This is a genomic window from Gillisella taibaishanensis, from assembly GCF_001938985.1.
Lineage (GTDB): Bacteria > Pseudomonadota > Alphaproteobacteria > Rhizobiales > Rhizobiaceae > Allorhizobium > Allorhizobium taibaishanense.
Window position 1 is genome coordinate 267,797 of the sequence record NZ_MKIN01000027.1, and the last position, 12,389, is coordinate 280,185.

At 61.3% G+C, this 12,389-nt stretch carries 13 protein-coding genes; 11 read left to right on the forward strand and 2 right to left on the reverse strand.

Annotated features, from left to right (window positions below; genetic code table 11):
• The first annotated feature begins 89 nt into the window (after positions 1-89).
• Positions 90-1,001 (forward strand): EamA family transporter RarD, encoded by a 912-nt coding sequence (gene rarD, locus BJF91_RS22760; RefSeq protein ID WP_075616801.1) that lies wholly within the window; start codon positions 90-92, stop codon positions 999-1,001.
• Between the two features lie 54 nt (positions 1,002-1,055).
• Here rarD and BJF91_RS22765 read toward each other — a convergent pair whose 3' ends face one another.
• Positions 1,056-1,688 (reverse strand): LOG family protein, encoded by a 633-nt coding sequence (locus tag BJF91_RS22765; RefSeq protein WP_075617028.1) that lies wholly within the window; start codon positions 1,686-1,688, stop codon positions 1,056-1,058.
• A 159-nt stretch (positions 1,689-1,847) separates the two neighbouring features.
• Between BJF91_RS22765 and BJF91_RS22770 the strand changes: the two genes are divergently transcribed.
• From BJF91_RS22770 to BJF91_RS25125, 5 genes are all read left to right on the forward strand, one after another.
• Positions 1,848-3,824 carry an Ig-like domain-containing protein gene (locus BJF91_RS22770; RefSeq protein ID WP_075616802.1) on the forward strand — a complete coding sequence of 659 codons (1,977 nt, stop codon included), beginning with the start codon at positions 1,848-1,850 and terminating at the stop codon, positions 3,822-3,824.
• Between the two features lie 294 nt (positions 3,825-4,118).
• On the forward strand, positions 4,119-6,005 hold the full coding sequence (locus tag BJF91_RS22775; RefSeq protein ID WP_075616803.1) for an ABCB family ABC transporter ATP-binding protein/permease: 1,887 nt from the start codon (positions 4,119-4,121) through the stop codon (positions 6,003-6,005).
• A 131-nt stretch (positions 6,006-6,136) separates the two neighbouring features.
• Positions 6,137-6,835 (forward strand): phosphatidylserine decarboxylase, encoded by a 699-nt coding sequence (locus tag BJF91_RS22780; RefSeq protein WP_075616804.1) that lies wholly within the window; start codon positions 6,137-6,139, stop codon positions 6,833-6,835.
• A gap of 41 nt (positions 6,836-6,876) precedes the next feature.
• On the forward strand, positions 6,877-7,776 hold the full coding sequence (locus BJF91_RS22785; protein WP_075616805.1) for a CDP-alcohol phosphatidyltransferase family protein: 900 nt from the start codon (positions 6,877-6,879) through the stop codon (positions 7,774-7,776).
• Between the two features lie 297 nt (positions 7,777-8,073).
• Positions 8,074-8,229 (forward strand): hypothetical protein, encoded by a 156-nt coding sequence (locus BJF91_RS25125; RefSeq protein ID WP_162843910.1) that lies wholly within the window; start codon positions 8,074-8,076, stop codon positions 8,227-8,229.
• 104 nt (positions 8,230-8,333) lie between these two features.
• Here BJF91_RS25125 and BJF91_RS22790 read toward each other — a convergent pair whose 3' ends face one another.
• On the reverse strand, positions 8,334-9,101 hold the full coding sequence (locus BJF91_RS22790; RefSeq protein ID WP_075616806.1) for an SOS response-associated peptidase: 768 nt from the start codon (positions 9,099-9,101) through the stop codon (positions 8,334-8,336).
• Positions 9,102-9,172: 71 nt separating this feature from the next.
• Here BJF91_RS22790 and BJF91_RS22795 point away from each other — a divergent pair, with 71 nt between their 5' ends.
• The 5 genes from BJF91_RS22795 (at position 9,173) to ygfZ (ending at position 12,380) form a co-directional block, all read left to right on the forward strand.
• A complete protein-coding gene (locus BJF91_RS22795) occupies positions 9,173-9,619 on the forward strand; it encodes an NUDIX hydrolase (RefSeq protein WP_075616807.1) in 447 nt (148 codons plus the stop codon).
• A 67-nt stretch (positions 9,620-9,686) separates the two neighbouring features.
• Entirely contained in the window at positions 9,687-10,136 is a 450-nt protein-coding gene (locus tag BJF91_RS22800; protein ID WP_075617029.1) for a TIGR02301 family protein, read from the forward strand.
• 99 nt (positions 10,137-10,235) lie between these two features.
• Positions 10,236-10,493 carry a hypothetical protein gene (locus tag BJF91_RS22805; protein ID WP_075616808.1) on the forward strand — a complete coding sequence of 86 codons (258 nt, stop codon included), beginning with the start codon at positions 10,236-10,238 and terminating at the stop codon, positions 10,491-10,493.
• 17 nt (positions 10,494-10,510) lie between these two features.
• On the forward strand, positions 10,511-11,290 hold the full coding sequence (locus tag BJF91_RS22810) for a hypothetical protein (protein WP_075616809.1): 780 nt from the start codon (positions 10,511-10,513) through the stop codon (positions 11,288-11,290).
• 247 nt (positions 11,291-11,537) lie between these two features.
• A complete protein-coding gene (ygfZ, locus tag BJF91_RS22815) occupies positions 11,538-12,380 on the forward strand; it encodes a CAF17-like 4Fe-4S cluster assembly/insertion protein YgfZ (protein WP_075617030.1) in 843 nt (280 codons plus the stop codon).
• Positions 12,381-12,389: the final 9 nt, after the last annotated feature.

Sequence of the window (12,389 nt, forward strand, 5' to 3'; positions counted from 1 at the left end):
CGGAGGCACTCTCAGCTTTGTTTTCAAGCATTTCCGGACGCAAACCCGCTTCGCACTTTTGCTGGAAATGCTCTAGGGATCGAAACACCATGACCGAGGCTGCCGCCCCAATGGCAGAAAACCGCGACAGTCTGCGCGGCTTTCTGTTTGCGCTTTCCGCCTATCTGCTCTGGGGCTTCCTGCCGCTCTACATGAAGGCTGTTGCCCATATTCCGCCGATGGAAGTCATCTGCCACCGGGTGCTGTGGTCGATTCCGGTTGCGAGCCTGGTATTGATCGTGCTGAAGCGCACCGACGATCTGAAGCGGGCGCTGCGCAATCCGAAAATGCTCGGCATGGCGGCGCTGACCGCCTGCCTGATCAGCATCAACTGGGGCATCTATGTCTGGGCGATCGGCGCCGGCCATGCGCTGGATACCGCACTCGGTTATTTCATCAATCCGCTGTTTTCGATCCTGCTCGGCGCTGTCCTGCTCAAGGAAAAACTCAAGCCCGCGCAGATGGCGGCCCTGGCGCTGGTCATTGCCGCCGTCGTCATCCTGACTGTCGATGCCGGCCGTCTACCTCTGATAGCGCTCAGCCTGACCTTTTCCTGGGGCTTTTACGCTTTCTTCCGCAAGACACTGCCGATCGGCCCCAACCAGGGCTTTCTGCTCGAAGTGCTGCTGCTGTCGCCCCTGGCGCTCGGCTATCTCGTCTATCTCGGCGTCACCGGACAATCGCATTTCTTTGGCTCGTCCGAGGGCAGCGTGATCAATAATACCGTGCTGCTGGCCTCGAGCGGGCTGATCACGGCCGTGCCGCTGATCCTCTACGCCAATGGCGCCAAACTGCTGCGGCTGTCGACCATCGGCATCATGCAGTATATCGCGCCGACGATGATTTTCCTGATCGCCGTCTTCCTGTTCGAGGAAGAATTCAGCACCGCCAAGACCATCGCCTTTCCAATGATCTGGGCGGCATTGGTGATCTATACGCTGCCGATGCTGCGGCGGCGCTAGAATTTCTCACGAAAAGGGAAACCGGTCTTCGGATAATCCGAAGACCAAATAAGACTATAGCTTCGACAAAACTTCGGCGTCGCCCTCACCTTCGGCGCCAACCTGCGCCAGCTCTTCCCAACGGCCGATGATTGTGGGCACGATCGCCTCGACATCGTCGATGACGAGCGGCTGAACCTTATGGCCTGTATGGACGAAGCCTTCCTGGCGCATGTGGTTCAACAGTTCCAGCATCGGAGCCCAGAAGCCGTTGACATTGGCAAACACCATCGGCTTTTCGTGCTGGCCGAGCTGACCCCAGGTCATGATCTCGACGATCTCCTCCAGCGTGCCGATCCCGCCCGGCAGGGTGACGAAGGCGTCGGCCCGCTCGAACATCTTGTGTTTGCGCTGGTGCATGTCCTCGGTGATGATCAGCTCGTTCAATTGACCGAGAGAATGGCGCGTTGCCTCCATATCCACAAGGAATTCCGGTATAATCCCGGTGACTTGGCCGCCCGCTGAGAGCACGCCGCTGGCGACCGCGCCCATGATGCCCTTGGTGCCGCCGCCATAGACGAGGCGCAGGCCGTGGGCGGCAATCGAGCGGCCAAGCGCCCGGCCTGCCGCCATATACTCGGGGTCACGTCCCGGCCGGGAGCCGCAATAGACGCAGATGGATCGAATCGTAGACTGATTTTCGCTCATGGCGCCAGAATGGCCGCGGGCGGCAGCACGGGTCAACAAAATTGACGAAAACTCCGGGAAGACAATGAACAAACAGGGTTCATCGCTTGTGCATTACTTAAGGAAACGCTAGCAGTTTCAAGGGATATGGCGGAATAATCCGCTCGGAGACTTTGGACTATGAAAAACCGTGCCGGTTGGCTGGCTCTCGGCGTGCTTGCCATTGCGACAGTATTGATGGTGTTTTTCGTGCTTCCGCAGATCGGCGGCGGCAAGAAAGGGGCAGGAACATCTTCCGCCCCGACGCAGCAGGCGGATGCGCCGGATGCGCAGCCTTCGACGGCGCCACCGGCAAGCGGAGAAGCCGCAGCCAAGATGCAGCGCCTCACCCAGGCCGCGCAGCAATCGGTCGCCAACCTTGAGAGCCTGTTTGCCGATCAGAAAACCCCGGCACCGGAGCTTTACGCCACAAGCCGCATTGCCGCCATGACCGCGCTGAAGGCGCTGAGCGACGCCGACCTGCCGACAGGGATCGAAGCCGGTCTTGCCGACAGCCTCGCCAAGGCCAAGGCCTCCGCTGCCCATGCCCTGCAGCTCATCGCCAAACTGCCGGCCTCGCCGCAGGATGCCGCCGTCTATGTCGCCAATATTGGCCGCGCCATGCGTGGCGAGCCGGAAGTCGCGATCAATCCTGATATGCCGCGCTTCGACGTGCTGCGCGTCGAAAAAGACGGCTCAACCGTGATCGCCGGCAGCGCTGCACCGGGCGCCAAAGTCGAAGTGCATGACGGCGCCAGCAACATTGCCAGCGCGACGGCCTCGCCGAACGGCGATTTCGCCATCGTGCTCGACAAACCGCTTGCACCCGGCGACCACTCGCTGGACCTGAAGGCCACCACCAAGGACGGCAAAACCATCGGTTCCGAGGAACAGGCAACCGTCTCGGTTCCCGCCGACAAGAACGGTCAGGTTCTGGCGATGGTGAGCAAGCCCGGCGAAGCCAGCCGGTTGATCACCGGGCCGCAAGACAGCCAAAAGGATGGCGCTGCTGCGGACCAGATCAACGGTGCCGACAAGCAGCCCCGCGTAGCAGCCGCCCAAGCAGCAAACCAGACCTCGGCCCCTGCCGATGCTGCAAACGGCGCAGCGCCGGCGCTATCGGCCGCCGATCTGCAGATCACCGCGGTCGAGCTTGAGGGCGACAAAATCTTCGTTGCCGGCAATGCCCAGAAGGGCCGTACCGTCACCGCCTATGCCGATGGCAAGCAGATCGGCTCCTCCGATGTGGACCAGAAGGGTCACTTCGTCGTCGAGGGCCAGATGCCGCTGTCGGTTGGCCAGCACATCGTCAGCGTCGACCTCAAGGATGCCAATGGCAAGGTGACGTTGCGCGCTTCCGTGCCGTTCAACAGGCCGGAAGGCGATCAAGTTGCCGTCGTAGCACCGGAAGCCAAGCCGGGCGCATCCGCCGGACCGGTCACGCCCGCGACCGTCGACAGCAACCTGTTCGACCGGCAGCGTGACACGCTGGCCAAATCCTTCGCGCTGCTCTCCAACCTGTTTGCCGATGGCAAGACACCGGCGCTGGAAAACCTCGCCGCGTCGCGTTCGGCGCTGGAATTTGCGCTGAAAGCCGTTGCCGACTTCCGCCCGACGCCGAGCACGGACCCGACCGTCAGCGCCTTCATGACCCAAATGGCGGGCAAAGCCAGCGAGGCTCTGGTTGCCCTGAAGCAGGTGCCGCAGGCCTCTGTGACGGCAATGGCGAGTGCGCTGCCGAACCTCAAGTCGCTGGTCGATGCAGCACTTGAGCCTGTTCCGTCCAACGTCGCCCAGGCTCAAGCCCAGACCCAGGTGCTGGCGGCCCAGACGCTCTCGCCGGGTGATGGCTCGACCCCGCCGACGCTGAGCCAGGCGCCGCTGACCGAAAGCAAGAATGCGGTGATCATCCGCCGTGGCGACACGCTGTGGCAGATCTCGCGCCGCGTCTATGGCCACGGCGTGCGCTACACCACCATCTATGTCGCCAATGCAGAGCAAATCAGCAATCCCGACCTGATCGAGCCTGGCCAGACCTTCACGGTGCCCGACAAGTCGCTGCCGGACGACGAGGCCGAGAAAATCCATCGCAAATGGATGCTGGAGCATAAGCGATAACGAATGCAGGCAGGACGGGCGACGGGAACCCTTTCGCGTCCTTGTCACCTGCACCTGCTAGGACTATATAAGCGATAACGAAAGACGGCCTCCAGCGCCGTGCGCCATATATGGCGCACGGCGCTGTAACACTTTATGTCTGCTGCATAATTCTCTCCTCAAATCGATTCCGATTTAAGGAATTATGCAGTAGAGCCGCCTTTTTCTTGACCCCTGTTTGGACCGCCCTTCCCTGCGGTTCAGCCTCCATCACCGCCGCACGGCAGTCAGCGCGATCGCGCTGAGGGACACATTATGCAACCCAAGAACAAGACGGTTTCGGCCGACAGCAGCAATCCCTGGCAGACCATCGTCAATCTCTGGCCCTATATGTGGCCGGCGGATCGGCGCGACCTGAAGATGCGGGTGGTCTGGGCCAGCCTGTTCCTGGTCATCGCCAAGCTGGTGCTGATGCTGGTGCCCTATTACTTCAAATGGGCCACCGACGCGTTGAACGGCAAGATGGACGCGACCGGGCTGCTGCCAGCCTTCATGCTCTCGGCTGTCATGCTGGTCATTGCCTATAATTTCGCCCGCATCGTGCAGATGGGCCTCAACCAGTTCCGCGATGCGCTGTTTGCCAGCGTTGGCCAATATGCGGTGCGGCGGCTGGCGCATCTGACCTTCAAGCATATGCACCAACTGTCGCTGCGCTTTCACCTGGAGCGCAAGACCGGCGGCTTGTCGCGGATCATCGAGCGCGGCACCAAGGGCATCGAGACCATCGTCCGCTTCACCATCCTCAATTCCGTGCCTACGGTGATTGAATTTGCGATGACGGCGGCGATCTTCTGGTGGGGCTATGGCTTTTCCTATCTGGCCATTACCGCCGTCACCGTCGCCGTGTACGTCTGGTTCACCGTCAAGGCCTCGGACTGGCGCATCGCCATCCGCCGATCGATGAACGACAGCGACACGGATGCCAATGTCAAGGCGATCGACTCGCTGTTGAATTTCGAGACCGTCAAATATTTCGGCAATGAGGAGATGGAAGCGCGTCGCTTCGATGCCTCCATGGCCCGCTATGAAAAGGCCGCCACCCAGGTCTGGACCTCGCTCGGCTGGCTGAACTTCGGCCAGGGCGTGATCTTCGGCATCGGCATGACGGTCATGCTGGTGTTTTCGGCGCTGGCGGTGCAGCGCGGCGAGCAGACAATCGGCGATTTCGTGTTCGTCAACGCGCTTTTGCTGCAGCTCTCCGTTCCGCTCAACTTTATCGGCATGCTCTACCGGGAAATCCGCCAGGGCCTGACCGATATCGAGCAGATGTTCGAGCTGCTCAATGTCGAGCCCGAGGTGCGCGATGCGCCCAATGCCAAGCCGCTTGAGATCGGCAAGGGCGCCATCACATTCGAAAATGTGCAGTTCGCCTATGATCCGGCCCGTCCGATCCTGAAAGGCATTTCCTTCACCGTGCCCGAGGGCAAGACGGTTGCCGTCGTCGGTCCTTCCGGGGCTGGCAAGTCGACGATCTCGCGCCTGCTCTACCGGTTTTACGACGTCCAGGGCGGCGCGATCCGCATCGATGGCCAAGACGTGCGCGAGGTCACCCAGAACTCGCTGCGCGCCGTGATAGGCATGGTGCCGCAGGATACCGTGCTGTTCAACGATACCATTGCCTACAACATTCGTTATGGCCGCCCCGGCGCCAGCGACGCCGAGATCGAGGCCGCCGCCGAGATCGCCCAGATCGACCGCTCGATCCGCGATCTGCCGCAAGGGTACAATACCATGGTCGGCGAGCGCGGACTGAAGCTCTCGGGCGGTGAAAAGCAGCGTGTTGCCATCGCCCGCACAGTGCTGAAGGCGCCGCCGATCCTGATCCTCGACGAGGCGACGTCGGCGCTTGACACGACGACCGAGCAGGAAATCCAGGCGGCTCTGGACATCGTGTCCAAGAACCGCACCACGCTTGTCATCGCCCACCGGCTGTCGACAGTGATCGGCGCCGACGAGATCATCGTGCTGCGCGCCGGTGAAATTGCCGAACGCGGCACGCATGCGGAACTTCTCGCGCAAAACGGGCTTTACGCTTCGATGTGGAACCGCCAGCGCGAGGCAACCCAGGCCGAGGAACACCTGCGCCAGGTGCGTGAAAGCGACGATCTCGGCGTGGTGATCCGGCTGCCGCCCGCCGTCTGACGATGGCGCGCAGGCTGGCCGGCCAGCGCCTTCAGGTTCGAGTCCGGTTGCGAACGGTGGCCGCCATTGCCCACCGAGCCGTTTCGAGGTAGTCACCTCGGTCAAGAAGTTTTTCAGGAGAAGTCCAGCCGATGTCCTTGTTCGATACGATCCGCAATACCCTCGTTCCCGTGCATAAAGAGGGCTACATCTTTGTCGGCGCCTTTTTCCTGGGGTCGCTGGTGCTCGGATGGATCTGGGAGCCGCTGTTCTGGGTCGGCTTGGTGCTGACGCTTTGGTGCGCTTATTTCTTCCGCGATCCCGAGCGTGTGACGCCGCAGGATGACGATCTGGTGGTCAGTCCCGCCGATGGCCGTGTGTCGATGATCCAGATGGTGATCCCGCCGGAAGAATTGCGGCTGTCGACCGAGCCGATGCTGCGCGTCTCTATCTTCATGAACGTGTTCGATGTTCACATCAACCGCGCTCCGGTACGCGGTGCTGTGCGCCAAGTCGTCTATCGCGAAGGCCAGTTCCTCAACGCCGAACTGGACAAAGCCAGCAGCGACAATGAGCGCAACTCGCTGGTCATTGACGGACCGCATGGCACAATCGGCGTCGTTCAGATTGCCGGCCTCGTTGCTCGTCGGATCCTGTGCTGGACCGTGCCGGGCCAGGTGCTCGGCACCGGCGAACGCTTCGGCCTGATCCGCTTTGGCTCCCGCCTCGACGTCTATCTGCCGGCTGGCGCGGAACCGCGCGTGGCCGTCGGCCAGCGCTCGATCGGTGGCGAGACCGTGATTGCCGAATACGGCTCGGCCAAGGGCCCGGTCATCAGCCGCCGCAGCTAAGCGGCTGCATAACGAGACCGCAGCACGGAGACCAGGCAGCCATGACCAGCGACACGCCGAACGATCACGACAAGGTCGCCAATCAGACCGCGACAGCGGACAGTGCCGTTGACGGCCATGCGGATCAGCAGGAGGTCAACAACGCCTCCCGTGGTCCGCGGCTGCGGGAAATTCCGCTGCGGCTGATGGTGCCAAACCTGATCACCGTGCTCGCCATCTGCGCCGGCCTGACCGGCGTGCGGCTGGCCTTCGAGGGGCGGTTCGAACTTGCGGTCGGCATGGTCCTGGTCGCCGCCTTTCTCGATGGCATCGATGGGCGCATCGCCCGTCTGATGAAGGCCACGTCAAAATTCGGCGCCCAGATGGATTCGCTCGCCGATATCGTCAATTTCGGCGTTGCGCCGGGGCTGGTTCTCTATGTCTACGTGCTCGATCAAGCCCGGTCTTTCGGCTGGATCGCCGCTCTCGTCTTTGCCATTGCAGCAGGTTTGAGGCTGGCGCGCTTCAACGTCATGGAAGAGCGCGCGATCAAGGCGCCCTGGCAGAGTGCCTATTTCGTCGGTGTGCCGGCGCCAGCCGGCGCACTGCTGGTGATGCTGCCGATCTATCTCGGCTTTCTCGGCGTCGACCCCTCGCCTGGCGTTGGCTTTGCCTCTGCCGCCTATACGTTGTTGATTGCTTTTCTGCTGATCAGCCGCCTACCCGTGTGGTCGGGCAAATCGGAAAAGAAAGTGCGCCGCGACTTCGTGCTGCCGCTGACGCTTGCTGTCGTGCTCTATGTGGCACTGCTGATGAGCTATACCTGGGAAGTTCTGTCGGTGACCGTTATCGTCTATCTGGTCTCGCTGCCCTTCGGCGCACGCGCCTGGAAGCGAAAATATGGCACCCTGACCGTGTTCGATGACATCCATCACGGCGCGGGCATGGACCGGGGCCTCTGATTCGAAGAGCCCTTTCGAAGGTCGTGATATCACGATTTTTCAGCGTAACCGCCCCGTGCCCGGTGTTTGCAGCGGCCGAAACTCCCTGAAACGCAGGGGGCAAGCGGAAAGGTTGTAATATAGATTCACGAAAAGTAGCGCTCTTTGATTTAAATTAATTTGCTTTCTTCACGAATTTGTCATGTTCTCGAGAGCGGTTCGATACTGTTGGCATGGATGTCGCAGCGAACCATCCACCGAGAGACGGAGCAGCCAAGAAGAGACTGCCCGCCGAGGAAACATTTTTTGGAGATGACAATGCCAGCCCCCGCCGTGTCGCAGACGAACGAACCGCAGCAGCCGGTTCAGGCGCCGATCAAGCTCGAACTGAGCGACAATTACGGACCGATCGGCCTGAAGGCCGTTATTGCAGCCTCCCTGATGCTGCAGCGCAAGGCCAAGAAGGTCGCGTAACGCATTCCCCGTCCGCAGGAGCCCCAGGCTCACGGACAGCTTGGAATGCCACAGATTAGGAAGCGTTGCATGAACGCTTCCTCAAAATCTATCGTGCCGAACCGTCAAAACAGCGAAAGCTGGGTATTGCCCGGCTTGTCTTGCGTTTTGCGCTCATCCGGCTGCGGCGCAAGAGCCATCGGCGTCTGAAGATCGGCGCCTGTGTTGGCGACCTTGTTGACCTTGTCGGACACGGGGATTGCCTCGAAGACATCCTCGCCCGAGGGCCGCATGAGATCGGCAACGTGGCGTGGCTCGTTGGTCTTGCAATCCAGCCAGCGACTGAAATCTTCCGGCTGGATGACAACGGGCATACGATTGTGAATAGCACCGATGCGGCTATTGGCTGACGTCGTCAGGATCGCCCCTGTGTCGATTTCCGAACCGTCGGCGGCCGCAAAGGTCTCGACCAGACCGCCGAAGGCCACCACCTTGCCCTTGAGCGGACGGATCCAATAAGCCTGCGGCTTGGCGCCACTGTCTTTCGCCGGACGGTGCCACTCATAGAAGCCCGACGCGGGAATGAGCACGCGGCGATGGCGCATGGCACCACGAAACGAGGCTTTCTCCGCTGCCGTCTCGGAGCGGGCATTGATCAGCAGCGGAAAATCAGCGGGGTCCTTTACCCAGCCCGGCAGAAATCCCCAGCGCACCAGAAGCGATCGCCGATCCGGCAGATTGCTGCCGGGAATGCCGGCATCGGCAGCGCCGACGGTCAGGATCGGCTGGGTCGGGGCGATGTTGAACCTCGGCGGAAAACCATCGATCTCGTGAAGACCGAAAGTCTCCATGATCTCTTCAGGCGTCACGGTCAGAGCAAAACGTCCACACATGGGCTTGTCTTCGCAGCCGCAGCGCCTATCGTCAAGCAACCGACTGAACACAGGATCGAAGGCAGGATTGCATGACTGACGAACAGGTTTCGACCCCGATCACCTTTGCGCCAGCCTCCTCCGCCATCGTGATCCGGGATGGCAGGCTGCTGCTGGTCAAGCGCTCGAAGCCGCCAGCAGCCGATCTCTACGCCTTCCCAGGCGGACGCGGCGAACGGGGCGAGACACCTGAAGAGACGGCATTGCGCGAGTTGAAGGAGGAGACCGGGCTTGATGCGCATAGCCCCCGATTATTTGTCAGCTACGACCTTACTCCAGATCCCGGCGGGCCCGCGCATCATCACTTCCACCTCTCCGTCTTCCTGGTGACGCTCGCGGATCCGTCTGCCGAAGCAGTGGCCGAAAGCGACGCGTTGGAACTCGGCTGGTATACTCCTGACGAGATCCGTCACCTACCCGCGCCGGCCAGCGTGGTCGATTGCGTGGAAAGACTGGTGGCTGCCGGGGAAGCGTCGTAAAATGACGGCTTCGAATCTCTCAGCGGCCAAAAGGCCTGATGAAGGCGGATCGCCGCTACGGACATGCATGACACGAGCCCTGCTGCTGCCCTTTCTTGCGCCTGCCCTTCTCTGCCTGATCGCAGCCGCACCCGTTGTGCCTTCCGGCAAGCGGCCGGGCGACGCGCCTTCGTCTTCACCGGCTGCAACCTCGTCCGTGGCCCCTGCCCCTTCCGTGCCTTACGATAGGCAGCTCACCAAGCTTTCGGAAATTCTGGGTACCGTCACCTATTTGCGCAATCTTTGCGCGGGCAAGCCGGAGCCGCAATGGCGGGCGGCCGCGGAAAAGTTGATCGCGCTTGATGCCGGCAACGAACCGGCCCGCCAGCAGGCTCTGACGGCCGCCTATAACCGAGGTTACCGGGCTTTCGCTGCCATACATGCCTCTTGCACTTCCCAGGCGCGACTGGCAGAAAGCCAGTATCGTGCCGAAGGCGCAACACTTGTTCGAGAAATGACCGCGCGCTTTGGAAATTAACCAATAATTCACACGAATTGGCATTCGCCCGTGTCGTTTTGACAAAACACTGATAGAGTCGTTAACAGCTGAGTAAGTATCGCTTCGAGGACATGCAGAATGGAACCACGCCGCAACGAGATTGACGACATGATCGTTCATGAAAAGATGCAGGCTGCCCTCGAATATCAGAACGAGGCTTGGGCCGATGGCATGGCCGATGGTATCGAGCCGGAAATTATTGCCGATGCCGCCATTGCGCTTGCTATGCGCGAAACCATCCGCATCCATGGCGAAGATGGTGCAGAAGCCATGCTCGAGTCCTTGCGCGCCCGCATGCTGGCCGGCGAGTTTTCTCCCACGCGTAGTGTTCAGTAAGGTTCAGAGGCAAGACGATGCGTAAGGCATGCCAGACCGCGGCCAAGGCCACCGGTCGCAAGAATGATGTAAAGACAGTCCTGGCCAGCGGCCTGATTGCAGGCTTAGCCCTTCTGGCGCTTCCCGGCAGCGGCTTTGCCCTGTCGGAATTGCAGGGTGCCGCCGCCAAGGATGGCGCCCAGGCAGGCCAGCAGCCCGCCGCCGAGCAGCCCGGCCTTCCGGCCGATGGCAGCGCGCCAGCCAAGCCCGCAGCCCCAGGCTCTGAGCCGCAGCAGGCAACGCCAGCAGACAAGGCCAAGGGTGCCGCCGCCGAAGCCGGCCAGCGCGCCCCTGTCGAAGTGATCCACGATATAAGCAAGGCACCGGAACCGGTGCGCAAGATGCGCGAAAAGCTGGTCGAGGCCGCGGCATCCGGCGATCCGGAACGGCTTCGGGCTTTGCTGTCCGATGGCAAGGAACAGACGGCGCTGGCGCTCGGCAATGACAATGGCGATCCGATCCAGACGATTAAGAGCGTATCGGGCGACCCTGACGGCCTTGAAGTGCTGGCGATCATGCTCGACGTGCTGCAGACCGGCTTCGTGCATGTCAATGCCGGCACTCCGGAAGAGGCTTATGTCTGGCCCTACTTCGCTGAAAAGCCGCTGAACTCTTTGACACCGCCCGAAAAAGTGGAATTGCTGCGGCTGATCACCGCCGGCGACTTCGAGAGCATGCTTGAAGTCGGCAATTACAATTTCTTCCGCATCGGCATTTCGCCCGACGGCAAATGGAAATTCTTCACCGCCGGCGACTGAGGCTTGGGCTTTTCCTGCAAACCGCTCAGCGGGAGCAGATCAAGATTGCGCAGAGCCGCCTCATGGCGGCTTTGTTCATTTGGGCAGGCTTCGCAAAACGTGCGGCAGACCGACAAGCACTTGTCTTTGCCAAGCACCCGGCGTCACCCCATCTCCATCTTGGAAAACCATCGCACCGAATCCTATTTTCGGTACAATGCTATGGCGTTCGGTGCGAAGAACGCGCGAAAAGGTATCGGATCGTTTCATGCCAACCGCTTTTCTTGATGACAGGGCCTTCATCTCGGTCACCGGGACAGATGCCGCCCATTTTCTCAACAATCTGCTGACGGCGGATATCAGCCTGACCTCTGCCGGACAGGCGGGGCCATCAGCGCTCTTGACGCCCCAGGGCAAGATCCTGTTCGACCTGCTGGTCTATCCCCAGGCGGATGGCTATCTGCTGGAAGTGGCTGCAAGCGAACGCGACAACCTGATCCGGCGGCTGACGATCTACAAACTGCGTGCCGCCGTGACGTTGTCGGCGACGGATCATGCCGGCGTCACCGTGTTCTGGGGTAGCGACTGGCCGGCAGATGGCGCAGAAGATCGTCGCTTTGCCGCCGCCGGCGTGCCGCTGTGGCGGGTGCCGGGCAAAGTCGATGGCTCCGGGACGGATGCGGCAGCCTATACGGCCCAGCGCATCGAGACCGGTGTCGCCGAAGCCGGGTTGGATTATCCGCTTCAGGATGCTTATCCGCATGACGTGCTGTTCGACCTCAACGGCGGCGTCTCCTTCAAGAAGGGCTGCTATGTCGGTCAGGAAGTGGTGTCGCGCATGCATCACCGCAAGGCAGCACGCCGGCGCATTGCCGTGGTCAACTCCGACGCTCCGCTTCCCGTAACAGGCACAGAACTGCGTGTCGACGGGCGGCCGCTCGGCACGCTCGGCACCGTGCTTGGCGACAAGGGGCTCGCGATCGTGCGCATCGACCGGGCGGGCGAGGCCATGGCCAAGGGATCGGCCATCCTGGCTGGCGATCTGGCGGTCACGCTGCATTTGCCTGACTGGACCGGGCTTGCCTTCCCGGCTAGCGCCGACGAGGACTGAAATGGCGGC